This is a genomic window from Erwinia wuhanensis (assembly GCF_030484085.1).
GTDB lineage: Bacteria > Pseudomonadota > Gammaproteobacteria > Enterobacterales > Enterobacteriaceae > Erwinia > Erwinia aeris.
Genome location: NZ_JAUJUH010000007.1, coordinates 70365 through 95847, shown reverse-complemented (window position 1 = coordinate 95847; position 25483 = coordinate 70365). Strand labels below are relative to the sequence as shown.

The window sequence follows — 25483 nt, the reverse complement described above, 5'->3', positions numbered from 1 at the left end:
CCCGTCTCAGTAAAAACTGTGTTCTTCAGCAGGATACGTTCCCGCTTCGACTTCCGCTACATACTGCCTGACGGCAGCGCGCATCTCGCCTGTTTCCAACAGGAAATTTTTGACGAATTTAGGAATATGCCCGCCGGTGATGCCGAAGGCGTCGTGCATCACCAGGATCTGACCGTCGGTCACGTTGCCCGCGCCGATGCCGATCACCGGAATAGCCAGCGCCTCGGTTACGCGCTGCGCCAGCGCGACGGGCACGCACTCCAGCACCAGCATTTGCGCGCCGGCCGCTTCCAGCGCCAGCGCGTCGGCCAGCAGCGTCTCCGCCGCCTCGCTATCGCGACCCTGCACTTTATAACCGCCGAAAATATTGACCGACTGCGGCGTTAAGCCCAGATGCCCACAGACCGGCACGGCGCGTTCGGCCAGCTGGCGCACGGTGTCGCTCAGCCAGGCGCCGCCTTCGATTTTCACCATGTTCGCGCCCGCGCGCATCAGCTCCGCCGAGCTGGCAAAAGCCTGTTCCGGCGTGGCGAAGGTCATAAAAGGCAGATCGGCCATCAGCAGCGCGGCAGGCGCGCCGCGGCGCACCGCACGGGTATGATAGGCGATATCCGCCAGCGTGACGGGCAGCGTGGAATCATGGCCCTGAACGACCATACCAAGCGAATCGCCGACCAGCATGACCTGGATGCCTTCGTCGGCAAACAGGCGAGCGAAGCTGTAGTCATAAGCGGTAACAGAAGCGAATTTGCGGCCGCTTTTTTTCCATTGGCGAAGGGTGGAGACCGTTGTCGGTTTCATCACAACCTCTGAGAAAGTGTTCTGGTGGGCGTATCTTAATGGAAGGGCGGTAGCCTGGCTACCAGGACTTAATGGCCCGGCAGTCCAGCGTGGCGACCAGCTTTTTAAGCGGTGTACCGTCCGGCAAAATCAGTTCCGGCGCGATGGCGAGCAGCGGCACCAGCATAAACGCGCGGTTGTGCATATCGTAGTGCGGTACGGTCAGACGCGGCGTGTTAATCGTCAGATCGCCGAACAGCATGATGTCCAGATCCAGCGTGCGCGGGCCCCAGCGTTCATCCTTACGTACGCGTCCCTGTTCCAGCTCAATACGCTGGGTATGATCAAGCAACGTTTCCGGCGGCAGCGCCGTTTCCAGCAGCACGGCGGCATTAAGATAGTCTGGCTGATCCGGCGGGCCGTAAGGCGGCGTGCGGTAGAAGGGGGAGGTGGCCAGCAGGGTGGTTTGCGGCAGCCCGGCCAGTGCATCAAGCGCGGACTGCACCTGATGCAAAGGATCGGTCAGATTGCTGCCTAAGGCGAGATACGCCCTCATACGTTGCTGCTGTTACCGTCGCGACGAGGGCCAGGCACGCGCTTGCGCGGACGGCGGGTGCGGCGACGCGGCACCGGATCGTCGCCAAGCGTATTCAGCATCGTTTTCTGCTGCGGCGGCGCGGCAACCTGGAACTCGCCCCACCAGGCGGAGAGGCGCAGCAGCTCCTGGTTATTCTCTACTTCGGCGCGCAGCGCCAGCAGGTCGTAAGCGGCGCGGAACTTAGGATGCTCCATCAGCTTCCAGGCGCGCTTGCCGTGGCGGCGGGAAAGGCGCAGCTGCAGCTGCCAGATATCGCGCACCAGCGTGGTAATGCGTTTCGGAATAGCCAGCGAGCGGCACGCTTCATCCAGCACGTCGTTCATCGCCAGCGCGAAAGCGTCATAGTAGGCCAGGCCGCTTTCCTGCGCGATTTTCTGCGCCGCTTCCAGCTGCGGATACCAGAACATCGCCGAGAACAGGAACGCCGGGTTAACGCGCATATCGTTATGAATGCGGTTATCGGTGTTTTTCAGCACCTGCACCACCATGCGTTCCATATTGCTGTCGCCCTGATCCGTAAAGTAGCGGGTGATCAGCGGGAAAAGCGGCTGGAACAGCTGATATTCACGCAGCTGCAAATAGGTCGTGTAGCCATAACCGGCCTGCAACAGCTTCAGCGTCTCTTCAAACAGGCGCGCGGGCGGAATATCGTGCAGCAGCGTTGCCAGTCGAGGGATCGGCTCTGCCGTTTCGGCGGCGATGCTCATATCCAGTTTGGCGGCGAAGCGGATCACGCGCAGCATTCGCACGGGATCTTCACGGTAGCGCGTTTCCGGATCGCCAATCAGGCGGATAATGCCCTGATGCAGGTCGTTCAGGCCGCCGACATAGTCGCGTACGCTGAAGTCGGCCACGCTGTAATACAGGCTGTTGATAGTCAGATCGCGGCGCTGAGCGTCATCTTCAATGGTGCCGAAAATGTTGTCGCGCAGCAGCATACCGTTCTGGCCGCGCTGCGAGCTGTTGCGATCGGACTCCGGCTGTTCCGCTTCGTGATGGCCACGGAAGGTGGCGACCTCAATGATTTCCGGCCCGAACATAACGTGAGCGAGGCGAAAACGGCGGCCGACCAGACGGCAGTTGCGGAACAGCTTACGCATCTGCTCCGGCGTGGCGTTGGTAGTCACGTCGAAATCTTTCGGTTTTTTGCCCAGCAGTAAATCGCGGACGCCGCCACCGACAAGGTAAGCCTCATAGCCCGCTTTATTCAGTCGGTACAATACCTTGAGGGCATTTTCACTGATGTCTTTACGCGAGATAGCGTGCCCGTCACGCGGGATCACGGTTATCTTAGGCGCAACCTGCACCTCGGCTGGCGCCTCGCCTTCGCGGTTCAAAACTTTTCGGCAAAAATTAGCAACTCGGGTAAAAATGGGACACCTCGATAGTGACGTTAAAGCTGGGCGATAAAAAACAGCGGCTAATCATAGCTCAGTGTGGCGCGTTTGAGAATGCTCATCTCGCTTCGCTCTCGTTTTCAGGCCAGAGCGGGCGCGCGTATTCACTTTCTACTAACCATTCTGCAACAGTATATTCTGGCGCGGCACGCGGGTCAGATCCCATGCGGCGACCGCTTTTTCCAGTAAAACAGACGGCATTTCGTCGCGCCATCCTTCGCTGACCGACTGGCCTAAAAAACGCAGCGCCTGCACCAGCACGGGCCGCGGATCGCCTGCCGGCAGCGGCGGCGCATGATTCTGCTTGGAAAGCTTGTTGCCATCGGCGTTAACCGCCAGCGGCAAATGCAGGTAGCCCGGCACCGGCCAGCCGAAGCGCTGGTACAGCGTTATCTGCCGTACCGTCGGCTCGATCAGGTCGGCGCCTCTGACCACTTCCGTCACGCCCTGAAAATGATCGTCCACCACTACCGCAAGATTATAGGCAAACAGCCCGTCGCGGCGGTGAATAATAAAATCTTCCTGCGCCAGCGCGGCGTCGGCCATCACCTCGCCGCGCAGCGTATCGGTAAACTGCGCTACGGGGCGATCGACGCGCAGACGCAGTGCCGCATTATCCGGGCCGCGTTGTCGCGTGCGGCAGTAGCCGTCGTAAAGGCCGCCGATTTGCCGAATGCGGCTGCGCGTGCAGGTACAGTAATAGCTGTGGCCCTGCTGGTTCAGCCAGGCCAGCGCTTCCCGATAAGCTTCATGGCGCTGCGACTGCCAGAGCACCTCGCCATCCCAGTGCAGGCCATACTGCTCCAGCTGCTGAAGAATGCGCCGCGCCGCGCCGGGCACTTCACGAGGCGGATCGATATCCTCAATGCGCACCAGCCATTTGCCCTGCTGCGCGCGTGCCTGCAAATAGCTGCCAAGCGCGGCTATCAGCGAGCCGAAGTGGAGTTCACCGGAAGGGGATGGGGCGAAGCGCCCGATACAGGATGACATCGGAGAAGAGACAGGCAGTGAAGCAGATGCCTCACTGCACAATCCATTAGCCATTAACCGGCCATTTGTTTTTCGCGGATTTCCGCCAGCGTTTTACAGTCGATGCAAAGATCGGCGGTAGGACGTGCTTCAAGGCGACGGATACCGATTTCAACGCCGCAGGAATCGCAGTAGCCGAAATCGTCATCTTCTACTTTCTTCAGCGTCTTCTCGATCTTTTTGATCAGTTTGCGCTCGCGGTCACGGTTACGCAGTTCAAGACTGAATTCTTCTTCCTGTGCTGCCCGGTCAACCGGATCGGGGAAGTTGGCGGCTTCATCTTGCATATGCGTGACGGTGCGATCAACTTCATCCCGAAGCTGGTTACGCCAGGCTTCAAGGATCTTCTTGAAATGCGCCAGCTGGGCTTCATTCATGTACTCTTCGCCCGGCTTCTCCTGATAGGGTTCCACACCAGCGATGGCGAGAATACTCAGGGACGAGGTTTTACGGGTTTGCCCTTCTTGCATGTTGTTTCTCCTGGATAACACGCACTATCGATCCCCAGAGGGGATAAAAACAGGTCGCTATAAATAGCAGAAGCGATCAAGGTTGGCAATTATTCCTGAACATCCCTTGACAAGGCTGTGAGGAAAAGCGTATCTGACGCGACATAAGACCCTTCATATAACAGTTAATTGCGTCTGAATTACGCATTCACAATCAGTTTCCTCTCTACGACCAGACCTTCAGGCGAGAGGCTCGCTTTACAGGCAAGCACCTCGACCCCGCTTGCGCGCGCCTGAACCATGAGTTCTGCGTAGCGTGCATCAATGTGACGCGCCGGGGTGACGTCCTCAATCCCCGAATGCAGAACGGCAAATAAAAGCACCGCGCGCTCGCCGTTTTCCGCAATCTTCGCCAGTTCGCGCAGATGCTTCTGGCCACGCTCGGTAACCGCATCCGGAAAGTAACCCTTACCCTGTTGTAAGAGCGTCACGGATTTGACTTCAATATAGCAGTTGACGCGATCCTCTGCCTTTAACAGGAAATCAATACGGCTTTTTTCAGCGCCATATTTCACTTCACTTTGTAAATCCGCATAACCGGATAATTCCGGAATCTGCCCGGCCAGCAGCGCTTCTTTTACCAGCATATTGGCGCGCAGCGTATTTACGCAGATCCAGTGTCCCTGCTGGGTTTGTGTCAGTTCCCAGCTGTGCGGATACTTTCTGGTCAGGCTGTCCGACGTGGAGTACCACACCGTATCACCTGGCGTCGCACAGCCGGTCATCGCGCCGGTATTGGCGCAATGCAGCGTCAGTTCGGTGCCGTCTGGCGTGATGACATCGGCCAGAAAGCGCTTATAACGTTTGACCAGCGTGGCCTGGCGCAGCGGCGGCGTAAAATTCATAAACTTTCCTGTTGCAGTTCCCAGCTTGCCAGCTCCCGATAGCGCGTGCGGCCCTGGCTGAACAGCGACTCGAAGAGCGCAAAACGCTCCACGCGAAACTGCCAGCTGAAATTACGCGGCGGCAGCGCGACCGGCTGGAGAGCATTGCGGAATAATGTGACATGCGGATGAAAGGGCAGCGGACTTTGATAACAGCCGCTGCGCGCGGCCTGCGAGCGTAACAGTCCGGCCAGCTGCAGCAGTCCGCGCGGCGCCTGCTTCGGCCCCAGCCAGACCACGCCGGAACGCGGCCAGTGACCGGCGTCGTCCAGCGTCAGGGTAAACGGCGACTGCCTGATACGTCCGGCCATTTGTTGGAGCGCACGCTGCTTTTCCGCGCCGACATCGCCTAAAAAGGCCAGCGTAAGATGCAGGTTAGCCGCCGCTATCGGACGGCCGGTCTCTTCGGCAAAGGTGGCGGCGCGCCACGCAATAACCTCCTGACTGCTGCTGGCCGGTAGCGCGATACCGAAAAACAGTCTTTTTTGCTCGTTCATGGTGCCCTCCGGTATTCCAGAAGCAGGAATGCTACAATGCCCGGCAACTTAAGGCCAGGAGCAGAGACGTGAGTTCATTACCAGTCAGCGCTGTATTACCCGAGCTGTTGGCGGCCCTGCGGGATGCGCCGCAGGTGCTGCTGGCGGCGCCGACCGGCGCGGGAAAATCGACATGGCTGCCGCTGCAGCTTTTGCAGCAGGTCAGCGGGCGTATTTTGCTGCTGGAGCCGCGCAGGCTGGCGGCGCGCAACGTGGCGCAGCGGCTGGCGGAGCAGCTTGGCGAAGCGCCAGGACAGACCGTGGGCTACCGGATGCGGGCGGAAAGCCGCAGCGGGCCGTCCACGCGGCTGGAGGTGATTACGGAAGGCATCCTGACGCGGATGCTACAGCAGGATCCGATGCTGGAAGGCGTTTCGCTGGTGATCCTGGATGAGTTTCACGAGCGCAGCCTGCAGGCCGATCTGGCGCTGGCGCTGCTGCTGGACGTGCAGCAGGGGCTGCGTGAAGATCTGAAAATTCTGCTGATGTCGGCCACGCTGGACAACGCTCGCCTGCAGGCGCTGCTGCCGGATGCGCCATCTGTCCGCTCCGAAGGCCGCTCTTTTCCCGTTGAGCGGCGCTACGCATCCCTGTCCACCAGCCAGCGGTTTGAAGAGGCGGTGGCGCGGCAGGTCAGCGAGCTGCTGCGCGAAGAGCCTGGCTCGCTGCTGCTGTTTCTGCCCGGCGTGGGCGAAATCCAGCGGGTGCAGACGCAGCTGGCGCCACTGGTCGCCAGCGATGTCGATCTTTGTCCTTTATATGGCGCGCTGCCGCTGGCGGAGCAGCGTAAAGCTATCCTTCCTGCGCCTGTCGGCCGCCGAAAAGTGGTGCTGGCGACCAATATCGCGGAAACCAGCCTGACTATCGAAGGCATCCGGCTGGTGGTGGACAGCGCGCTGGAGCGGACGGCGCTGTTCGATACGCGCACCGGCCTGACTCGCCTGCAAACGCAGCGCGTCAGCCAGGCTTCGATGATCCAGCGCGCCGGACGCGCGGGTCGTCTGGCACCGGGGATATGCCTGCATCTGATCCCTAAAGAGCAGGCGGAACGGGCGGCGGCCCACAGCGACGCGGAAATACTGCAAAGCGATTTAAGCTCGCTGTGGCTGGATCTGCTGCAGTGGGGCTGCCACGACGCGGCGCAGCTCACCTGGCTGGATAAACCGCCCGCCGCCAGCCTGGCCCAGGCGCAGCGGCTGCTGTCGCAGCTTGGTGCCACCACCGATGCCGGACAGCTGACGGCCAAAGGTCGACGTATGGCCGCCTTCGGCAGCGAGCCGCGCCTGGCCGCGATGCTGGTCGAGGCGGGCAACGATGCGGACAGCGCCGCCACGGCGGCGATGCTGGCGGCGATCCTGGAGGAGCCGCCGCGCGGCAGCGTCGATCTGCGGGACGCGCTGCATCGTCCCCAGCCCCACTGGCAGAAACGAGCGAAACAGCTGCAGCAGCGGCTGCGCCTGACCGGCGGCGCGATCGATGCGGCGTTGGCCGCGCCGCTGCTGGCGAGCGCTTTTCCCGATCGTATCGCTCGCCGTCGCGGCATGGAAGGGCGCTATCAGCTGGCTAACGGCATGGGCGCGATGCTCGATCGCGAAGAGGCGTTAATCCGCTATGAATGGCTGCTTGCGCCCGCGCTATTACAGGGCAGCGCGCAGCCGGACGCGCGCATTCTCCAGGCGCTGCCGCTGACGATAGAAACGCTGATCGCCGAGCGGCCGCAGCTTGTCGGGCAGCGGGTAGAGGTTGAATGGCACGACGAGCGCGGCACGCTTTCCGCCTGGCGTCGCGAACAGATTGGCGAGCTGGTGCTGAAATCCCAGCCGCTGAGCAAGCCTGACGAAGCGGTGCTGCACCCGGCGATGCTGCGCTGGATCCGCAGCAAAGGGCTGTCGGTGCTGAACTGGACGCCCGCCGCCGAGCAGCTGCGTGTGCGGCTGGTCTGCGCCGCGCAGTGGCTGCCGGAACAGGCATGGCCCGCCGCCAGCGAGGCCGATCTGCTCGCCACGCTGGAAAAGTGGCTGCTGCCGATGATGAGCGGCGTGCGCGATGCAAAAGGGTTAAAACAGATCGACTGCGTCAACGCGCTATTACAATTGCTCACATGGTCACAGCGCCAGCAGCTGGATACTGTGCTGCCAACTCATTACACTGTGCCCACCGGAAGCCGGCTGCCGATCCGCTACGATGAAGAGAAGCCGCCCGCGCTGGCCGTGCGGCTACAGGAGATGTTCGGCGAAGCGCAAAATCCCAGCGTGGCCGAAGGGCGCATTCCGCTGGTGCTGGAGCTGCTCTCGCCCGCGCAAAGGCCGCTGCAGATCACGCGCGATCTGGCGGGCTTCTGGCAGGGAGCCTGGCGTGAAGTGCAAAAAGAGATGAAAGGGCGCTATCCCAAACATCTCTGGCCCGACGATCCGGCCAGCGCGCTGCCGACGCGGCGCACCAAAAAGTATTCCGCACCTTCCTGATCGGGTTTCAGAAGGTTCCCGTTCCACCGTAGTTGATGTCAGTGCATAGTCGGCCCGCCGACGGCGGCTCTGGAGAAAAGAAACGAATGTCAGACGATCGCGAACCTATTGGGCGTAAAGGTAAACAGCCCAACCCCCCGCGCAAAAAGGCGGGCCGGGGTCGCCGCAGGGAAGTCGATAATATTGATTTTCAGGATGATGACCATAATAACGAGGAGAAAGTACCCGTGCCACGTAAAGGAAAAGGACGGCCGCCGCGTAAAAGAGGCTGGCTGAGCTTAATGATTAAGCTGCTGCTGGTATTTATTGTACTGATGGCGGTCTACGGGGTGTACCTGGATTCGCAGATCCGCAGCCGTATCGACGGCAAAGTCTGGCAGCTGCCCGCCACGGTGTATGGCCGCATGGTCAATCTTGAGCCGGGCATGGCCTACAATAAAAAAGAGATGATCGCGCTGCTCGAAGGCACGCAGTACCGCGAGGTGACGCGCATGACGCGGCCTGGCGAGTTTACCGTGCAGGGCAACAGCATTGAGATGATCCGCCGCCCGTTTGACTTCCCGGACAGCAAGGAAGGGCAAATCCGCGCGCGGCTGAGCTTTGACAACGACTCGCTGACCGAGATCAAAAACCTCGACAGCGGCCGCGACTTCGGCTTCTTCCGTCTCGACCCTCGTTTGATCACTATGCTGCAATCACCAAACGGCGAGCAGCGCCTGTTTGTGCCGCGTGCGGGCTTCCCGGATCTGCTGGTCGATACGCTGGTGGCTACCGAAGACCGCCATTTCTACGAGCACGACGGCATCAGCCTGTACTCTATCGGCCGCGCCTTCCTGGCGAATATCACGGCAGGAAAAGCGGTGCAGGGCGGCAGTACGCTGACCCAGCAGCTGGTGAAAAACCTTTTCCTGACCAACAAACGTTCGCTGTGGCGCAAGGCTAACGAAGCCTATATGGCGCTGATTATGGACGCGCGCTACAGCAAAGATCGCATTCTGGAGCTTTACCTGAATGAGGTTTATCTGGGCCAGGCGGGCAACGATCAGATCCGCGGCTTCCCGCTGGCGAGCCTCTACTACTTTGGCCGTCCGGTGGACGAGCTGAGCCTGGATCAGCAGGCGCTGCTGGTGGGCATGGTGAAGGGCGCGTCGCTCTATAACCCGTGGCGCAATCCGAAGCTGGCGCTGGAGCGCCGCAACCTGGTGCTGCGTCTGCTGCAGCAGCAGAAAGTGATCGACCAGGAGCTGTACGACATGCTCAGCGCCCGTCCGCTTGGCGTACAGCCGAAAGGCGGCGTGATCACGCCACAGCCTGCGTTTATGCAGATGGTGCGCAACGAGCTACAGGCGAAGCTGGGCGATAAGATCAAAGATCTTTCCGGCGTGAAAATTTTCACCACGCTGGATTCTGTTTCGCAGGATGCGGCAGAAAAAGCCGTGGAAGAAGGGATGCCGACGCTGCGTAAACAGCGCAACCTGAAGGATCTGGAAACCGCGATGGTGATCGTCGATCGCTTCAGCGGTGAAGTTCGCGCCATGGTTGGCGGTGCCGATCCCCAGTTTGCGGGCTATAACCGTGCGCTACAGGCGCGCCGGTCGATTGGTTCTCTGGCTAAGCCAGCCACCTATCTGACCGCGCTGAGCCAGCCGGATAGCTATCGCCTGAATACCTGGATTGCCGATAATCCGATCGCGCTGAAGCAACCAAACGGTCAGGTCTGGAAGCCGCAGAATGATGACCGCCGCTTCAGCGGTCAGGTGATGCTGGTAGATGCGCTGGCGCACTCCATGAACGTGCCAACGGTGAACCTGGGCATGACGCTGGGCCTGCCGCAGGTGGTGGATACCTGGAGCAAACTCGGCGTGCCGAAGGCTGAACTCCAGCCGGTGCCGGCTATGCTGCTGGGCGCGCTGAACCTGACGCCGGTCGAAGTGGCGCAGGCGTTCCAGACTATCGCCAGCGGCGGCGATCGCGCGCAGCTTTCCGCGCTGCGTTCGGTCATTGCCGAAGACGGCACCGTGCTTTATCAGAGCTTCCCGCAGGCGGAGCGCACCATTCCGGCCCAGGCCGCCTACCTGACGCTTTACGCGATGCAGCAGGTCGCGCAAGAGGGTACGGCCCGTGCGTTAGGTTCGCGCTATCCGAAGGCGCACCTGGCGGCGAAAACCGGCACCACCAACAACCTGATCGACAGCTGGTTCGCGGGCGTGGACGGCAAAGAAGTGGCGATCACCTGGATTGGCCGCGACAATAACCAGAGTACCAAACTGTACGGTGCCAGCGGCGCGATGCAGATCTACCGTCGCTATCTGGACAACCAGGCGCCGATGCCGCTGATGCCGACGCCGCCGGAAGATATCGCGCCGATGAACGTGGATTCAGCCGGTAACTTTGTCTGCGGCACGGGCAGCAGCAGCTGGCGGACGCTGCCGGTCTGGACCACCGATGCCGACGCACTCTGTCAGCAGCAGCAGCAGCAAATCCAGCAGCAGCAAATGCAACAGCAGCAAATGCAGCAGGAGCAGCAGCCTGCTCAACAGCCGCAAAACGAGCAGAAGGATGCGGATGGCGTGGCGGGTTGGATCAAGGATATGTTCGGTAAATAACTGAAAACAGGTGTAAAGCCGGTTCTTAACGAGCCGGCTTTTTTTTGCCTTTTTGGCGGCGGCAGCAGAAAAACTAAACCGGCAAAAAGAGGCTTTTCAGCGCGACGGCATGACAACGGCTTTATTTTCCCTGCTTTATGCTGGCCTGAACTCCGCCGGATTCGCGCTAAAAGCGCCCGATTTTTTCTTGCGAAAGCGCCGGTAATTCGCCTATTATCCTGTCGTTATAATAATAATTCTCGTTTACATTCTACTTTTCATCAGAGAACGCTAAATGGCTATTTCATCTTTGAAATCATCCGCTTTGCCGGTAAGCCGACTGGCCTGCCTTGTTGCCGTCGCGCTTTCCTCCTCTGCTTTCGCCGCCAGCGAACAGACTATTACCGTCAGCGCCAACGCCGATGCCGCCAGCGAAAACGCCTGGGGCCCGGCACCGACCATCGCCGCTAAACGCAGCGCCACCGGTACCAAAACCGATACGCCGATTGAAAAAAATCCGCAGTCCGTTTCGGTGGTGACCAGCGACGAAATCGAGATGCGCAACGTCAGCACGGTTAAGGAAGCCTTTAACTATGCGCCCGGCGTAATGACCGGCAACCGCGGCAGCTCGCAGGTTATCGACGCGCTGTCCATCCGCGGCTTCAGCGAAACCAACACCAATCAGTATCTGGACGGCCTGAAGCTCCAGGGCGATAACTACTCCGAATTCGCTATCGATCCTTATTTTCTGGAGCGCGCGGAGCTGCTGCGCGGGCCGGCATCCGTGCTTTACGGCAAGAGCAACCCGGGCGGCGTAGTGGCGCTGGTCAGCAAGCGTCCGACCACGGAAACGCTGCGCGAAGTGCAGTTCCAGATGGGCTCGGATAACCTGTTTTCCACCGGCTTTGATTTCGGCGGCGCGCTGGATGACGGCGGCGTTTACTCCTGGCGCCTGACCGGCCTGGCGCGCAGTCAGGACGCGCAGCAGGATATGCAGAAAGAGAAGCGCTATACCGTGGCGCCGTCCTTCAGCTGGCAGCCCGACGCCAACACCAACTTCACGCTGTTAACCTATTTCCAGAACGAGCCGGAAACGGGCTACTACGGCTGGCTGCCGCGTCAGGGCACCGTGGTGCCGATCGTCGATGCCAACGGCCGGCAGCACAAGTTGGGCACCGATTTTGACGAAGGCGAGGCGAGCAACAAGATCTCCCGCAACACCAAAATGGTGGGCTATAACTTCTCGCACAGCTTTAACGATACCTGGACCGTGCGGCAAAACCTGCGCTACGCCGATCTGCGCACCGACTATCGCAGCATTTACGGCAACGGTTTCGACAGCGCCAGCAGTGCCATTACCCGCGCTTACGCCGGTTCTGAAGAAGAGCTGAACCAGTTTGCCGTCGATAGCCAGGCGCAGGCGAAATTCGCTACGGGCGCGCTGGATCATACGCTGCTGCTGGGCGTCGACTATCAACGTACCCGCAACGATATCAACGCCGGATTCGGTACCGCTTCCCCGCTGAGCGCGCTGGATCCGCAGTACGGCAACGACAGCACCACGATCACCTTCCCGTATCACTATCTGAACAAGCAGGAGCAGACCGGCCTGTACGCGCAGGATCAGATGGAGTGGGACCGCTGGGTCATGACGCTGGGCGCGCGCTACGATTACGCGATGACCTCGGCGTTTAACCGCGACGCTAATGCGCTGGCGAAAAACCACGACCAGGCCTTTACCTGGCGCGGCGGCCTGAACTACGTGTTTGATAACGGCGTGGCGCCTTATTTCAGCTACAGCGAATCCTTTATTCCGACTGCCGGAACCTCCGCTGAAGGACAGCCGTTCGATCCGTCACGCGCTAAGCAGTACGAGGCTGGCGTAAAATACGTGCCGAAAGACCGCCCGATTGTGATCACCGGCGCGCTCTATCAGCTGACTAAAACGAAAAATCTGACGGCGAATCCCGATTCTGAGTTCGCCAATTTCAGCGTGCAAAGCGGCGAAATCCGTTCGCGCGGCGTCGAGCTGGAAGCGAAGGCGGCGGTCAATGCCAACGTTAACGTTATCGCCTCTTACACCTATACCGACGCGGAATACACGCACGATACGCAGCTGAAAGGCAGAACGCCGGTGCAGGTGCCGAAACATATGGCGTCGCTGTGGGCCGATTATACCTTCCACGAAACGGCGCTTTCCGGCCTGACCGTGGGAAGCGGCGTACGCTATGTCGGTGAGAGCAAAGGCCTGTACAGCACCGGCCCTGATACTAATCAGAACTTCAACGTGGCGGCGTACACCACCGTCGATGCCGTGGTGAAGTACGACCTAGGCCGTTTTGGCCTGCCAGGCTCGTCGATTGGCGTCAACGTCAACAACCTCTTCGATCGGGATTATGTCGCCAGCTGCTATCGCGACTACGCCTGCTACTGGGGCGCCGAACGTCAGATCGTCGGCACCGCCACTTTCCGTTTCTAACCAAACCGGGCGCGGTTCGCCGCGCCCGTCAGGCAGAAAATTGTTATGCATTCTCCGCACCTGACCGACAGCACCTTCTCGCTGCATCAAACTTCATTTGCCGTTCCGGGCCGCATCCTGCTCCAGCCGCTGTCGCTGACCTTTCCCGCCGGAAAAGTCTGCGGGCTGATTGGGCATAATGGCTCCGGCAAATCCACGCTGTTAAAGCTGTTGGGGCGCCATCACGCCGCGACCGGCGGCGAAGTGCGGCTCAATGATAAAGCGCTGGCGCAGTGGCCCGCTAAGCGCTTTGCCCGTGAGGTCGCCTATCTGCCGCAGCAGCTTCCCGCCGCCGAGGGCATGACGGTGCGGGAGCTGGTCTCGATGGGGCGCTATCCCTGGCACGGCGCGCTGGGCCGCTTCGGCAGCGAAGATCGCGATCGCGTCGATGAAGCCATTGCGCTGGTGGGCCTGAAACCTTTCGCCTCGCGTCTGGTGGACAGCCTCTCCGGCGGCGAGCGCCAGCGCGCCTGGATTGCGATGCTGGTGGCGCAGAACAGCCGCTGCCTGCTGCTGGATGAACCGACTTCCGCGCTGGATATCGCTCATCAGGTCGAGGTGCTGGCGCTTATCCAGCGGCTCAGCCATGAGCGGGGGCTGACCGTGATCGCCGTGCTGCACGATATCAATATGGCCGCCCGCTACTGTGACCACCTGGTCGCCTTACGCAACGGCGGGATGATTGCGCAGGGTGATGCCGGCGCGATCATGCAGCCGGAGGTGCTCCAGGCCATTTACGGTATCCCAATGGGCATTCTGCCGCACCCGGACGGCGGCACGCCGGTAAGTTTTGTTTACTAAAGGAATCTCCATGCCGGATTTTTATCGCCGCCGCCTGCTGATGGCGATGGCGCTTGCGCCTTTGCTGCCCGCCTTCGGCAGCCGTGCCGCGTCGGGCATTGACGCAGCGCGCATTGTGTCGCTGGAGTGGCTGCCGACAGAACTGCTGCTGGCGCTTGGCGTCGCGCCGATGGGCGTAGCCGAAATGTATAACTACCAGCTTTGGGTCGGCGAGCCAAAGCTGCCTGCCTCAACGGTGGATCTGGGCCTGCGCACCGAACCCAATCTTGAGCTGATGATGCAGATGCGGCCTTCGCTCATTCTTTACTCTTCCGGCTATGGGCCATCCAACGACAAATTTGAGAAAATCGCGCCCGCGATGGGCTTCGCCTTCAACGACGCCAGCGGCAAACCGCTGACCGTGGCGCGGCAGTCGTTGATGCAGCTGGCCGACCGTCTCGATCGCGTGCCGCAGGCGCAGCGCCATCTGGCACAGTTCGACACCTTTATCGCCGCCGCCAGAAAGCGCGTTGCCGGTCGAAAGCGGCGTCCGGTGCTGCTGATGTCGCTGCTGGATGCGCGTCATGCGCTGGTTTTTGGCAAGGGCAGCCTGTTTCTGGAAGTGATGAACGAGCTGGGGCTGGAAAACGCCTGGCAGGGCGAAACCAATTTCTGGGGAAGCGCGGTGATCGGGCTGGAAAGACTGGCGACGCTAAAAGACGTCGAGGCGATCTGTTTTGCGCACGGAGACGATAATTTAATGCAGCAGGTCAGCGCGACGCCGCTCTGGCAGGCGATGGATTTTGTCCGGCAGCAGCGCTTTCGCCGCGTGCCGCAGGTCTGGTTCTATGGCGCAACGCTTTCTGCGATGCGTTTTTGCCAGTCGCTGGATCGGGCGCTGGAGCCGCTATGAAAAATTCCGTGCGTTTTCCCGTGTTCTTATTAACGCTGCTGTTCGCGCTGGCGCTGGGCCTGACCGGCTATAACTTCAGCCAGCATCTTGCGCCGTCGCTGTGGTTCAGCGCGATAAAAGCCGCCGGTCCCGAAAGCGTCAGCCAGATGGTGTTTCACTACAGCCTGCTGCCGAGGCTGGCGCTGTCGCTGCTGGTGGGCGCCGGGCTGGGGCTGGTGGGCCTGCTCTTCCAGCAGGTGCTGCGCAATCCATTAGCAGAGCCAACCACGCTTGGGGTCGCCACCGGCGCGCAGCTTGGCCTGACCATTGCTGCGCTCTGGAGCCTGCCGCTATTTGGCCAGCAGTTTGCCGCTATGCTCGGCGCGCTGGCCATCGGGCTGATTGTGTTTGGCATCGCCTGGGGGAAGCGGCTTTCTCCGGTGACGCTGATCCTGGCCGGCCTGGTGATGTCGCTCTATTGTGGCGCGGTCAATCAGCTTATCGGCCTGTTTAATCACGACAGGCTGCAGAATATCTTTTTATGGGGAACCGGCTCGCTGAACCAGATGGACTGGGGCAACGTCGAATTCCTGTGGCCGAAGCTGCTGACGGGCTTTGTGCTGGCGCTGCTGTTGCGCAGGCCGATGACGCTGATGGGGCTGGACGACGGCGTGGCGAAGAATCTGGGGCTGGGGCTGTCGCTGGCCCGCTTAAGCGTGCTGGCGCTGGCTATCGTGCTCAGCGCGCAGCTGGTAAACGCGGCGGGCGTGATCGGCTTTATCGGCCTTTTTGCGCCGCTGCTGGCAAAAATGCTGGGTGCAAGACGGCTGCTCAGCCGGATGCTGCTGGCGCCGTTTATCGGCATGTTGCTGCTGTGGCTGGCCGATCAGAGCGTGATCTGGCTGACCGATCGCTGGCAGGAAATTTCGACCGGTACGGCAACCGCGATTATTGGCGCACCGCTGCTGCTGTGGTTACTGCCGCGCCTGCGTACCGCTTCCGCGCCGCCCGCGCTGGATCGGGGCGATCGCGTGCCGGTCGAGCGCCACGGCCTGCTGTTGTGGTGTCTGGGCGGCGTGGCGCTGCTGTTGGCGCTGGGCGCCGTGGCGCTCAGCTTCGGGCGCGGCGCTGACGGCTGGACGTGGGCAAGCGGCGAACTGTGGCAGCAATTGTTGCCCTGGCGAATGCCAAGACTGGCGGCGGCGCTGGCGACGGGCATGATGCTGGGCGCGGCTGGCTGCCTGGTGCAGCGCCTGACCGGCAATCCGATGGCCAGCCCGGAAGTGCTGGGCATCAGCTCCGGCGCCGCCTTTGGCGTGGTGATTATGTTGTTTCTGGTGCCCGGCGACGCCTTCGGCTGGCTGCTGCCTGCGGGCAGCCTGGGCGCGGCAATCACGCTGCTGATTATTACCTTTGTGGGCGGGCGCGGCGGCTTTTCGCCCGAACGTATGCTGCTGGCGGGCATGGCGCTGAGTACCGCCTTTGCCACCCTGCTGCTGCTGCTGATGGCCAGCGGCGATCCGCGTATGGCCGGGCTGATGACGTGGATCTCCGGCTCGACCTATAGCGTGAGCGGCGAGCAGGCGATCAGGACGATAATCGTGGCGGCCGTGCTGCTGGCGCTGACGCCGCTGTGCCGTCGCTGGCTGACGCTGTTGCCGTTAGGCGGCGAAACGGCCCGCTCGCTGGGCGTGGCGCTGAAAACCTCGCGGATGGCGCTGCTGCTGCTGGCGGCCGCGCTGACGGCGGCGGCCACGCTGACCATCGGGCCGCTGAGCTTTGTCGGGCTGATGGCGCCGCATATCGCAAGGATGCTGGGTTTCCGGCGGGCGCTGCCGCAGCTGCTTATCGCCAGTCTGCTTGGCGGCGGTCTGATGATGATAGCGGACTGGTGCGGACGGATGGTGGCCTTTCCGGCGCAGGTGCCGGCGGGACTGCTGGCGACCTTTATCGGCGCGCCTTACTTCGTTTATCTGCTGCGGAAGGTGTGAAGGAAAGGGCAGCGCCTGGTGCGCTGCCCGACTACCGTTACGCCAGCTTAGCGAAGCTGCGGCGTGCGGCGTCCACCGTGCGCTGAATATCTTCCTGGCTGTGCGCCAGCGACATAAAGCCCGCTTCAAAAGCGGAAGGGGCGAGGTAAACGCCTTCTTCCAGCATCAGGTGGAAGAACTTCTTAAAGCGCTCCACGTCGCACTGGGTCACGTCCTGATAGCTGGTGACCTGGTCGGCTGCGGTAAAGAACAGCCCGAACATGCCGCCAACGTGGTTAACCACCAGCGGAATGTTGGTTTCTTCTGCCGCCTGCAGCAGGCCTTCCGCCAGGCGGGTGGTGAGGTCGGTCAGCGTGGCGTGCGTGCCGGGCTTCGCGATCTCGCTCAGGCAGGCAAAACCGGCTGCCATCGCAATCGGGTTGCCGGAAAGGGTACCCGCCTGATAAACCGGCCCCGTCGGCGCCAGCGCTTCCATTACTTCGCGACGGCCGCCAAACGCGCCGACCGGCATTCCACCGCCGATGATTTTGCCCAGGCAGGTTAAATCCGGCACCACGCCGTAATGCGCCTGCGCGCCAGCCAGCGCCACGCGGAAGCCGGTCATCACTTCATCGATAATCAGCAGCGCGCCAAATTCGTCGCAGAGCGCGCGCAGGCCTGGCAAAAACGCCGGCAGCGGCGGGATGCAGTTCATATTGCCCGCGACCGGCTCGACGATGATGCACGCGATTTCATGCGGATACTGCTCAAAAGCGGCGCGCACGGAATCCAGATCGTTATAGGTGCAGGTCAGCGTGTGCTTAGCAAAATCGGCCGGAACGCCCGGTGAATTCGGCTGGCCGAGGGTCAGCGCGCCTGAACCGGCTTTCACCAGCAGGTGATCGGCGTGGCCGTGGTAGCAGCCTTCAAATTTGATAATTTTGTCGCGATGGGTAAAACCGCGAGCCAGGCGAATGGCGCTCATTGTTGCTTCGGTGCCGGAGTTCACCATCCGCACCATGTCCATCGTCGGTACCAGTTCGGTCACCAGCTCGGCCATTTTGACTTCCATCTCGGTCGGCGCGCCAAAGCTCAGGCCGCGCTCTACGGCTTCGATAACCGCGTTACGGATGGCAGGATGGTTATGGCCCAACACCATCGGTCCCCAGGAGCCGACGTAATCGATATAGGCTTTGCCGTCGGCGTCGTAAAGATAAGCGCCGTTAGCGCGTTCAATAAAGAGCGGTACGCCGCCAACGCCGGTGAAGGCGCGTACCGGCGAGTTGACGCCGCCGGGAATAACTTGCTGTGCCTGAGCATACAGATTTTCAGACTTACTCATGGTTCCGCTCCTGAGGATGCATTAAGAAAAACCCCGCCATTCTAAGGGAACAGACGGTCGGGTTGAAAGGCCGCTGGCGCTTTTGACACGAAAGGATCAGCTTTTCCTGGCGACAGCCGCGACGGGATGAGTAAAATATCAGCTTCGCCTGAACTGATACGAATGGACTATGCAGCAGACAACCTCTTCGTCCGACCAGTTACACGTGGTGCCAGCCCGACGCGGCGACTTTCTCCGCCTGCTATTAAGACGCGATAAAACGCCGGTCGTGGTGTTAATTATGGCAGGCATTGTCGGCCTGCTGGCCGGACTGGTAGGCGTCGCCTTCGAAAAAGCGGTGCATAGCGTCAGCCACTGGCGGTTGGCAATGCTGGCAGACGTTGAACAACACTGGATCCTGCTGTTTCCGCTGGCGTTTATCCTTTCCGCACTGCTGGCCGTCGTGGGGTACTATCTGGTGCGCCGCTTTGCGCCGGAAGCCTCAGGCTCCGGTATTCCGGAAATCGAAGGCGCGCTGGAAGAGCTGCGGCCGGTGCGCTGGTGGCGGGTAATCCCCGTTAAATTTATCGGCGGCATGGGAACGCTGGGCGCGGGCATGGTGCTGGGACGCGAAGGGCCGACGGTGCAGCTGGGCGGCAACATTGGCCGCATGGTGCTGGATATTTTCCGCCTGAAAAGCGCCGAGGCCCGCCACTCTTTGCTGGCTACCGGTGCGGCTGCCGGGCTTTCAGCCGCGTTTAACGCGCCGCTGGCGGGCATTCTGTTTATCATCGAAGAGATGCGTTTGCAGTTTCGCTACAGCGTTATCTCTATCAAGGCCGTGTTTATCGGCGTCATTATGTCCAGCATCGTGTTCCGCATTTTCAACGGCGAACACGCGGTGATCGCCGTCGGTAAACTTTCCAACTCGCCGGTCAACACGCTCTGGCTCTATCTGCTGCTGGGCATGATTTTCGGCATCGTTGGCGTAGCGTTTAACGCGCTGATTTTTAAAACGCAGGATATGTTTCAGCGCCTCCACGGCGGCAACCTGAAAAAAATTCTGATTATCGGCGCCGTGCTGGGGGGCGTTTGCGGCGTGCTGGGCGTCATCGAGCCGGAGGCTGCAGGCGGCGGCTTTGAGCTGATCCCCATTGCGGCGGCCGGTCATTATACCGTGGGCACGCTGCTGTTTATTTTTATCGCCCGCATGGCGACAACGCTGCTCTGTTTTGGCTCCGGCGCGCCGGGCGGTATTTTCGCGCCGATGCTGGCGCTGGGCACGCTGCTGGGCACCGCGTTCGGCATGGCCAGCGCCTCGCTGTTTCCTGCTTATCAGCTGGAAGTCGGTACTTTTGCCATTGCGGGCATGGGCGCGCTGTTCGCCGCTTCGGTCAGGGCGCCGCTCACCGGCATCGTGCTGGTACTGGAAATGACCGATAATTATCAGCTTATTCTGCCGATGATTATCACCTGCCTTGGGGCAACCTTACTGGCGCAGTTTCTCGGCGGCAAACCGCTTTACTCCTCGCTGCTGGCGCGCACGCTGGAAAAACAGCAGCAGGCCGATGACGCGGTAGCAGCGGCTGCTAACACCACAACCGACAAACAGGCGCATACTTGATTGCTATACTGGTGTGTAAGATAATGGTGCGATTAATGGTCGAATTCTGACCGGCCCGAGTGCCTGATGGAGTATGAAATGAGTGAAGATGTAGCTCTGCCCCTGCAGTTTACCGAAGCAGCGGCCAGTAAAGTTAAAAACCTGATCTCAGATGAAGAGAATCCCGATCTGAAACTGCGTGTCTATATTACCGGCGGCGGTTGCAGCGGTTTCCAGTACGGTTTCACCTTTGACGATAAGGTCAACGATGGCGATATGACGATTGAAAAATCGGGCGTGGCGCTGGTGGTGGATCCTATGAGCCTGCAATATCTGGTTGGCGGCTCGGTGGACTATACCGAAGGGCTGGAAGGCTCGCGTTTTATCGTGACTAACCCGAACGCCAAAACTACCTGCGGCTGCGGTTCTTCTTTCAGTATCTGAATAAAAAACCCCGACGTTGCCGCCGGGGTTTTCGCTTACCATTCTACAGTGACCAGTTTCGACGTCTGGCGCGTTTCGCGGTTAGACGAAATCGCCGTCTGCGTGACTTTCGGCTGTGCGGCTCTTTGTTGGCCGCAGTCCACTGCAGGTGTTCTTGCTGTGATAGTACTCTGCCCGTCAATGTGACATTGGGAGTAAATGGTCAGCCTGACGCCAATGCTGCCGGTAATGGAAGCAGCAGCCGCCTGACCTGCCATCATCAGGCCTAAGGCCATATAAACGGCTTTCATTGCTGTAGTTTCCTGGTGTAAAAGGGCAAAAGCCCTGAAATGCCGGGCGGCGCTTATAACAGCCTTGCCGCCTCGTAATTAGGTTAACGACCATCTTCGTTGAAACTTTAACCGACTTTAGTACAGTGTCTGCCGTCTCAGGGCTGCAACTGACTGCACAATGCCCGTGCTGCCTGAAGAATGCGCGGGCCGGGCCGGCTGAGCCAGTCATCATTTATTACAATTACCTGCGCGTTGAGCTGTGGCCGCCAGAAGGCGCTGACGGCGGCGGCGTCACCTCCCGTCACGATGGCCTGCGGATGCCGCATTAAAACCTGCTCGCGGCTGACCTGAGGCCAGGCGACGCGGCTGTCGGCAAAGATGTTTTCGCCGCCGCACAGCTGTACGATTTCGTTTTGCAGCGTATTACGCGAGGCAGTGAAAAGCGGCCGCTGACCAAACTGTAAAAACACCGACACTTTGCGTGCGTGCTGATAGCGCCTCTGCAGATCATCCCACTGCTGCTGTAGCGCCGCCGCCTGCCTGTCAGCCTGTTCCGGGTGTGGACTGAAGGCTTTAAGATCGCGCACGGCGGCAATCATCTCGCCAATCGTGGCTGGCGCCAGCCACACCACCTTAATGCCGAAGGCTGCCAGCTGATCGACCTGTCGCTGCGGATTTCCCTCGCGCCAGGCAAGCACCACGTCCGGTTTCAGGTTGATGATGCGTTCAACGTTAATTCCCTGCCAGTTCGCCACCTGTTCGATAGCGGCGGCAGCGGGGGGATAGTCGGAATAAGCGCTGACGGCGACAGGCGTGATGCCTGCGGCAAAAGCCAGTTCGGTCAGGTTTGGCGCAAGGGTGATAACGCGGGGCGTGGCGGCTGCCGCTCCGTAACAGAGCAGCAGCAACAGGGCGAAAAGCTTAGCCACGAAGGTGGGTCAGCAGCGTTTCCACCAGCAGTGAGGACTGCTTAGCGGCAACGGTCAGGAACTCGTCAAAGCTCAGATGCGACTCCTGGTCGGCCACGTCGGAAATGGCTCGCACCACTACAAACGGCGTGCCGAACTGGTGGCAAACGTGAGCGATAGCGGTCGCTTCCATCTCTACGCCTACGGCCTGCGGGAAAGTCGTACGAATGCGCGCCAGCGGTTCGGCACCGTTAATAAAGGCATCGCCGCTCACGACCAGGCCGCGTACGGCGTTCAGGCCAAGCTTAGCGATGCAGCTTTCCGCCGCGGCAATCAGTTTATCATCGGCCGTAAAGGCTGCCGGACAGCCTGCCATCTGGCCTGGCTCGTAGCCGAAAGCGGTGACGTCGGCATCGTGATAGCGCACCTCGTCGGATACCACGATATCGCCGACCTTCAGCGTGGAGGCCAAACCGCCTGCGGAACCGGTATTAATCACAAAATCCGGTTTGCACAGCTCCAGCAGCAGCGTGGTGCCCATCGCCGCAGAAACTTTGCCGATACCCGATTTCAGCAGGGCAACCTCAACGCCGTTCAGCGTGCCGGTATAGATCTCGCAACCGGCCAGCGCGATAGTCTGACGGTTTTCAATTTTATCGCGCAGCAGGGTTACTTCCTGCTCCATCGCGCCAATAATGCCTGCTTTCATAGGAATGCTCGCTATTGTTGTGGAAGTTGTTCAATGTAGTGCATAGTTTATCATGATTAGCAGGTTTAACTCATCAGGGCGGGCTAGTATGACAGCGACAGATTTCAGGACGAAATTCAGTTTCGAGCGGCCCTTTAATAACCGCGAAAAGCCCGAAGGCGAATATTATATTACCCGCCATTTTGAAAGCGATCGCGGACGTATTATTAATTCGGCGGCTATTCGGCGACTTCAGCAAAAAACGCAGGTCTTTCCTCTGGAGCGAAACGCCGCCGTGCGCTCGCGGCTGACGCATTCGCTGGAGGTGCAACAGACCGGCCGCTATATCGTGAAAGAGGTGCTTCAGGCATTGCGAAAGCAGCCTGGCGGGCTGGAAAAGTACGGCCTGGCCGATTTAACCGGCGCCTTTGAAAGCCTGGTGGAAATGGCCTGCCTGCTGCATGACGTCGGTAATCCGCCGTTCGGCCATTTTGGCGAGGCGGCGATCAACGACTGGTTCCGCGTGAATTTGCCCGGGCTGCTGACCGAGCCGCAGGAGGCCGGGGTTGATGACAGCGAGCAGAATGAAAAATTTCTCGCCATGAATGCCCGTCTTCGTCAGGATCTTTGCCATTTTGAGGGCAACGCGCAGGCTATTCGCCTGGTGCATACGCTGCTTCAGCTTAATCTTTCCTATGTACAGGTTGCCTGCATTTTAAAATACACGGCGCCGGCCTGGTTTCAGGGCGAAAAACCGCCGCAGTTTAGTACGCTGATGAAAAAGCCAGGCTATTATCTTTCCGAAGAGAAGTACGTGGCCGATCTGCTCAGGGCAACCAACACACAGCAATATCATCGTTTTCCGCTGACCTATATTATGGAAGCCGCCGACGATATCTCTTATTGTATTGCCGACCTGGACGACGCCGTAGAAAAAGCGATTTTCAGCGTCGACCAGCTTTATCAGTTTTTAGAAGATGAGTGGACGCTGCTGCGAAAAAACAAAAAGGTCACCTCTGACGAACTCTTTGTAAAGATTGTCGGCTTTGCTTACACCGAGGCGCAAAGTAAAGAGCGTTATCGCAGCCGGAGCGATACCTTTTTTATGAAGCTTCGCGTTAAAGTACAGTCCGCATTGGTCGAGCACGCCGTTAAACGCTTTGTCGATAATATCGGGCCAATCTGGCAGGGAAGTTTTAATCATTCGCTGCTTGAAGATGACGGCGATGAAAACCAGCTGCTGAATCTGTTTAAAAAAGTCGCCAGAAAGCACGTATTTAATCATCCGGAAGTCGAACAGCTGGAGCTACAGGGTTATCGGGTTATAAAAGGCCTGCTGGATATTTATAAGCCATTATTACAGCTTTCTTATCAGGATTTTAACATGCTGATAAATGAGGATTTCCATCCGGACTACCCAATTGAAACACGTCTGTTTCATAAATTATCCGGCAAGCACCGGAAGGCTTATTCGGTGCATATGAAAAACCTGAAGATCGAACAGCGATTTGAACGTCTGCTCTGGGAGCGTTATTATCGGGCGCGTTTGCTGCAGGATTATGTCAGCGGCATGACCGATCTTTATGCTTGGGACGAATATCGTCGTTTGATGGCAGTGGAATAAGCGTTTTTTCCGGCGGGTTTGTAAAGGCAGAGAATATTTTTTTACTTTTCGCTGAAACTTATACATGAACTTAGCGTTAAAAAATGACTCTTACCAGCACGTCCGCTGCACGTTTCGCCTATCAGAACAGAAGAGAATCAGACGCATGAAAAAAACACTTTTAGCCAGCGCGCTGGCCCTGAGCCTGGGAATGGCCATGGGCCCGCTGACCGCTACGGCCGCAGAAACGGCTTCTTCTTCCAGCCAGCAGCTGCCAAGCCTGGCGCCAATGTTAGAAAAAGTGATGCCTTCAGTAGTGAGTATCAACGTTGAAGGAAGCACAACGGTACGCACGCCGCGTTTACCTCAGCAGTTCCAGCAGTTCTTCGGCGGCAACTCGCCTTTCTGTCAGGATGGTTCGCCTTTCCAGGGCTCGCCAATGTGTCAGGGCGGCGGGCCGCAGGGCGGAGCCGATACCCAACAGGAGAAATTCCGCGCGCTGGGTTCAGGCGTAGTCATCAACGCAGAGAAAGGCTATGTCGTTACCAATAATCACGTAGTCGATAACGCGACGAAAATTCAGGTGCAGCTGAGCGATGGCCGCAAATACGAAGCTAAGGTGATCGGCAAAGATCCGCGCTCCGATATTGCGCTGATCCAGCTTAAAGATGCGAAGAACCTTACGGCGATTAAGATTGCGGATTCCGATAACCTTCGCGTCGGCGACTACACCGTGGCGATTGGCAACCCCTATGGGCTGGGCGAAACGGTTACCTCCGGCATTGTTTCCGCGCTGGGCCGCAGCGGCCTGAACGTGGAAAACTATGAAAACTTTATTCAGACGGATGCGGCTATCAACCGGGGCAACTCCGGCGGCGCGCTGGTGAACCTCAACGGCGAGCTGATCGGCATTAACACCGCCATTCTGGCACCGGACGGCGGCAATATCGGCATCGGCTTCGCCATCCCAAGCGATATGGTGAAAAACCTGACGGCACAAATGGTGGAATATGGCCAGGTGAAACGCGGCGAGCTGGGGATCATGGGCACCGAGCTGAACTCCGAGCTGGCGAAAGCAATGAAGGTGGACGCGCAGCGCGGCGCTTTTGTCAGCCAGGTACTGCCGAATTCTTCGGCGGCGAAGGCGGGCGTAAAAGCGGGCGACGTGGTGATTTCCATCAACGGCAAGCAGATTTCCAGCTTTGCAGCGCTGCGCGCGCAGGTCGGATCGCTGCCGGTCGGCACTAAAATGGCGTTAGGGCTGATCCGCGACGGCAAACCGATGACGGTCAACGTTGAGCTGCAGCAAAGCTCGCAGGCGAAAGTCGATTCCGGCAATATCTATGTCGGTATTGAGGGCGCCGATCTCAGCAACTACGATGCAAAAGGCATGAAGGGCGTGAAGGTCGATGACGTTAAGGCGGGCTCCGCCGCGGCGCGTATTGGCCTGAAGAAAGACGACGTGATTTTGGGCGTTAACCAGCAGGCGGTCGCTAACCTGGGCGAGCTGCGCAAAATCCTCGACGGCAAACCTTCCGTGCTGGCGCTGAACATTCTGCGCGGCGACGCCTCTATTTATTTGTTAATGCAGTAACTTCCTGCCGGATGCTGGCCCATAAGGCCAGCATCCCCCTTAACAACGCCTTTTCATCTTTCCGCTTATTTTTACACTCTGGATCACGCCTGGTGCATTTGCATGAT

General features: G+C 59.4%; 21 protein-coding genes. 10 read left to right on the top strand and 11 right to left on the bottom strand.

The genetic code is table 11. From position 1 onward, the window contains the following. Positions 1-6 precede the first annotated feature (6 nt). From panB to thpR, 7 genes are all read right to left on the bottom strand, one after another. Entirely contained in the window at positions 7-801 is a 795-nt protein-coding gene (panB, locus tag QZH36_RS16605) for a 3-methyl-2-oxobutanoate hydroxymethyltransferase (RefSeq protein WP_253455213.1), read from the bottom strand. A 58-nt stretch (positions 802-859) separates the two neighbouring features. Continuing rightward, a complete protein-coding gene (folK, locus tag QZH36_RS16600) occupies positions 860-1336 on the bottom strand; it encodes a 2-amino-4-hydroxy-6-hydroxymethyldihydropteridine diphosphokinase (RefSeq protein WP_301730684.1) in 477 nt (158 codons plus the stop codon). Next, positions 1333-2751, bottom strand: coding sequence for a polynucleotide adenylyltransferase PcnB (gene pcnB / locus QZH36_RS16595; RefSeq protein ID WP_253461107.1), 1419 nt, complete (start codon positions 2749-2751; stop codon positions 1333-1335). Before pcnB ends, folK begins: the two co-directional genes overlap by 4 nt. A gap of 138 nt (positions 2752-2889) precedes the next feature. Next, positions 2890-3765 (bottom strand): tRNA glutamyl-Q(34) synthetase GluQRS, encoded by an 876-nt coding sequence (gene gluQRS / locus QZH36_RS16590; protein ID WP_301730756.1) that lies wholly within the window; start codon positions 3763-3765, stop codon positions 2890-2892. Between the two features lie 53 nt (positions 3766-3818). Then, entirely contained in the window at positions 3819-4274 is a 456-nt protein-coding gene (gene dksA, locus QZH36_RS16585; RefSeq protein WP_125289067.1) for an RNA polymerase-binding protein DksA, read from the bottom strand. Between the two features lie 179 nt (positions 4275-4453). After that, positions 4454-5158, bottom strand: a complete 705-nt coding sequence (gene sfsA, locus QZH36_RS16580) for a DNA/RNA nuclease SfsA (protein WP_253455211.1) — start codon at positions 5156-5158, stop codon at positions 4454-4456. Next, the gene (gene thpR / locus QZH36_RS16575; protein WP_301251382.1) at positions 5155-5694 is read right to left on the bottom strand and encodes an RNA 2',3'-cyclic phosphodiesterase; all 540 of its coding nucleotides are present in this window, start codon (positions 5692-5694) and stop codon (positions 5155-5157) included. The genes sfsA and thpR overlap by 4 nt, the downstream gene beginning before the upstream one ends. A 68-nt stretch (positions 5695-5762) precedes the next feature. On the opposite strand from thpR, the gene hrpB reads away from it, so the two are divergent. From hrpB to fhuB, 6 genes are all read left to right on the top strand, one after another. Continuing rightward, positions 5763-8198 (top strand): ATP-dependent helicase HrpB, encoded by a 2436-nt coding sequence (gene hrpB / locus QZH36_RS16570; protein ID WP_301730683.1) that lies wholly within the window; start codon positions 5763-5765, stop codon positions 8196-8198. An 86-nt stretch (positions 8199-8284) separates the two neighbouring features. Continuing rightward, positions 8285-10804 (top strand): bifunctional glycosyl transferase/transpeptidase, encoded by a 2520-nt coding sequence (gene mrcB, locus QZH36_RS16565; RefSeq protein ID WP_301251380.1) that lies wholly within the window; start codon positions 8285-8287, stop codon positions 10802-10804. Positions 10805-11078: 274 nt separating this feature from the next. Beyond that, positions 11079-13262, top strand: a complete 2184-nt coding sequence (gene fhuA, locus QZH36_RS16560) for a ferrichrome porin FhuA (protein ID WP_301730682.1) — start codon at positions 11079-11081, stop codon at positions 13260-13262. A 45-nt stretch (positions 13263-13307) separates the two neighbouring features. Then, a complete protein-coding gene (fhuC, locus tag QZH36_RS16555; protein WP_253455206.1) occupies positions 13308-14102 on the top strand; it encodes a Fe3+-hydroxamate ABC transporter ATP-binding protein FhuC in 795 nt (264 codons plus the stop codon). Between the two features lie 10 nt (positions 14103-14112). Then, on the top strand, positions 14113-14994 hold the full coding sequence (gene fhuD, locus QZH36_RS16550; protein ID WP_301730681.1) for a Fe(3+)-hydroxamate ABC transporter substrate-binding protein FhuD: 882 nt from the start codon (positions 14113-14115) through the stop codon (positions 14992-14994). Beyond that, the gene (gene fhuB, locus QZH36_RS16545; RefSeq protein ID WP_301730680.1) at positions 14991-16964 is read left to right on the top strand and encodes a Fe(3+)-hydroxamate ABC transporter permease FhuB; all 1974 of its coding nucleotides are present in this window, start codon (positions 14991-14993) and stop codon (positions 16962-16964) included. The genes fhuD and fhuB overlap by 4 nt, the downstream gene beginning before the upstream one ends. 37 nt (positions 16965-17001) lie before the next feature. On the opposite strand, the gene hemL is transcribed toward fhuB, so the two are convergent. Next, positions 17002-18285 (bottom strand): glutamate-1-semialdehyde 2,1-aminomutase, encoded by a 1284-nt coding sequence (gene hemL / locus QZH36_RS16540; protein WP_301730679.1) that lies wholly within the window; start codon positions 18283-18285, stop codon positions 17002-17004. A 169-nt stretch (positions 18286-18454) separates the two neighbouring features. Here hemL and clcA point away from each other — a divergent pair, with 169 nt between their 5' ends. Both clcA and erpA read left to right on the top strand, forming a co-directional pair. After that, complete coding sequence (clcA, locus tag QZH36_RS16535) at positions 18455-19888, top strand: H(+)/Cl(-) exchange transporter ClcA (protein WP_301251374.1); 1434 nt, start codon at positions 18455-18457, stop codon at positions 19886-19888. Between the two features lie 78 nt (positions 19889-19966). Beyond that, positions 19967-20311, top strand: coding sequence for an iron-sulfur cluster insertion protein ErpA (gene erpA / locus QZH36_RS16530; RefSeq protein ID WP_125289078.1), 345 nt, complete (start codon positions 19967-19969; stop codon positions 20309-20311). A 35-nt stretch (positions 20312-20346) separates the two neighbouring features. Here erpA and QZH36_RS16525 read toward each other — a convergent pair whose 3' ends face one another. The 3 genes from QZH36_RS16525 to mtnN form a co-directional block, all read right to left on the bottom strand. Further along, entirely contained in the window at positions 20347-20601 is a 255-nt protein-coding gene (locus tag QZH36_RS16525) for a hypothetical protein (protein ID WP_253455201.1), read from the bottom strand. A 137-nt stretch (positions 20602-20738) separates the two neighbouring features. After that, positions 20739-21512, bottom strand: coding sequence for a vitamin B12 ABC transporter substrate-binding protein BtuF (gene btuF, locus QZH36_RS16520; protein WP_253455200.1), 774 nt, complete (start codon positions 21510-21512; stop codon positions 20739-20741). Beyond that, positions 21505-22200 carry a 5'-methylthioadenosine/S-adenosylhomocysteine nucleosidase gene (gene mtnN / locus QZH36_RS16515; RefSeq protein WP_253455199.1) on the bottom strand — a complete coding sequence of 232 codons (696 nt, stop codon included), beginning with the start codon at positions 22198-22200 and terminating at the stop codon, positions 21505-21507. Before mtnN ends, btuF begins: the two co-directional genes overlap by 8 nt. Positions 22201-22288: 88 nt before the next feature. Between mtnN and dgt the strand changes: the two genes are divergently transcribed. Together dgt and degP are read left to right on the top strand one after the other, a co-directional pair. Continuing rightward, positions 22289-23803: a dGTPase gene (dgt, locus tag QZH36_RS16510; RefSeq protein WP_125289082.1), complete on the top strand. Its 1515-nt coding sequence runs from the start codon at positions 22289-22291 to the stop codon at positions 23801-23803. A gap of 145 nt (positions 23804-23948) precedes the next feature. Next, on the top strand, positions 23949-25376 hold the full coding sequence (degP, locus tag QZH36_RS16505; protein WP_253455198.1) for a serine endoprotease DegP: 1428 nt from the start codon (positions 23949-23951) through the stop codon (positions 25374-25376). The last annotated feature ends 107 nt before the right edge of the window (positions 25377-25483 follow it).

What these genes read in the sequence shown, in the direction of transcription:
- fhuD (WP_301730681.1), top strand. Translation starts at nt 14,113, where the DNA reads ATGCCGGATTTTTATCGCCGCCGCCTGCTGATGGCGATGGCGCTTGCG.
- erpA (WP_125289078.1), top strand. Translation starts at nt 19,967, where the DNA reads ATGAGTGAAGATGTAGCTCTGCCCCTGCAGTTTACCGAAGCAGCGGCC.
- clcA (WP_301251374.1), top strand. Translation starts at nt 18,455, where the DNA reads ATGCAGCAGACAACCTCTTCGTCCGACCAGTTACACGTGGTGCCAGCC.
- fhuC (WP_253455206.1), top strand. Translation starts at nt 13,308, where the DNA reads ATGCATTCTCCGCACCTGACCGACAGCACCTTCTCGCTGCATCAAACT.
- gluQRS (WP_301730756.1), bottom strand. Translation starts at nt 3,765, where the DNA reads ATGTCATCCTGTATCGGGCGCTTCGCCCCATCCCCTTCCGGTGAACTC.
- dgt (WP_125289082.1), top strand. Translation starts at nt 22,289, where the DNA reads ATGACAGCGACAGATTTCAGGACGAAATTCAGTTTCGAGCGGCCCTTT.
- dksA (WP_125289067.1), bottom strand. Translation starts at nt 4,274, where the DNA reads ATGCAAGAAGGGCAAACCCGTAAAACCTCGTCCCTGAGTATTCTCGCC.
- thpR (WP_301251382.1), bottom strand. Translation starts at nt 5,694, where the DNA reads ATGAACGAGCAAAAAAGACTGTTTTTCGGTATCGCGCTACCGGCCAGC.
- mrcB (WP_301251380.1), top strand. Translation starts at nt 8,285, where the DNA reads ATGTCAGACGATCGCGAACCTATTGGGCGTAAAGGTAAACAGCCCAAC.
- QZH36_RS16525 (WP_253455201.1), bottom strand. Translation starts at nt 20,601, where the DNA reads ATGAAAGCCGTTTATATGGCCTTAGGCCTGATGATGGCAGGTCAGGCG.
- folK (WP_301730684.1), bottom strand. Translation starts at nt 1,336, where the DNA reads ATGAGGGCGTATCTCGCCTTAGGCAGCAATCTGACCGATCCTTTGCAT.
- panB (WP_253455213.1), bottom strand. Translation starts at nt 801, where the DNA reads ATGAAACCGACAACGGTCTCCACCCTTCGCCAATGGAAAAAAAGCGGC.
- fhuA (WP_301730682.1), top strand. Translation starts at nt 11,079, where the DNA reads ATGGCTATTTCATCTTTGAAATCATCCGCTTTGCCGGTAAGCCGACTG.
- fhuB (WP_301730680.1), top strand. Translation starts at nt 14,991, where the DNA reads ATGAAAAATTCCGTGCGTTTTCCCGTGTTCTTATTAACGCTGCTGTTC.
- hemL (WP_301730679.1), bottom strand. Translation starts at nt 18,285, where the DNA reads ATGAGTAAGTCTGAAAATCTGTATGCTCAGGCACAGCAAGTTATTCCC.
- sfsA (WP_253455211.1), bottom strand. Translation starts at nt 5,158, where the DNA reads ATGAATTTTACGCCGCCGCTGCGCCAGGCCACGCTGGTCAAACGTTAT.
- degP (WP_253455198.1), top strand. Translation starts at nt 23,949, where the DNA reads ATGAAAAAAACACTTTTAGCCAGCGCGCTGGCCCTGAGCCTGGGAATG.
- mtnN (WP_253455199.1), bottom strand. Translation starts at nt 22,200, where the DNA reads ATGAAAGCAGGCATTATTGGCGCGATGGAGCAGGAAGTAACCCTGCTG.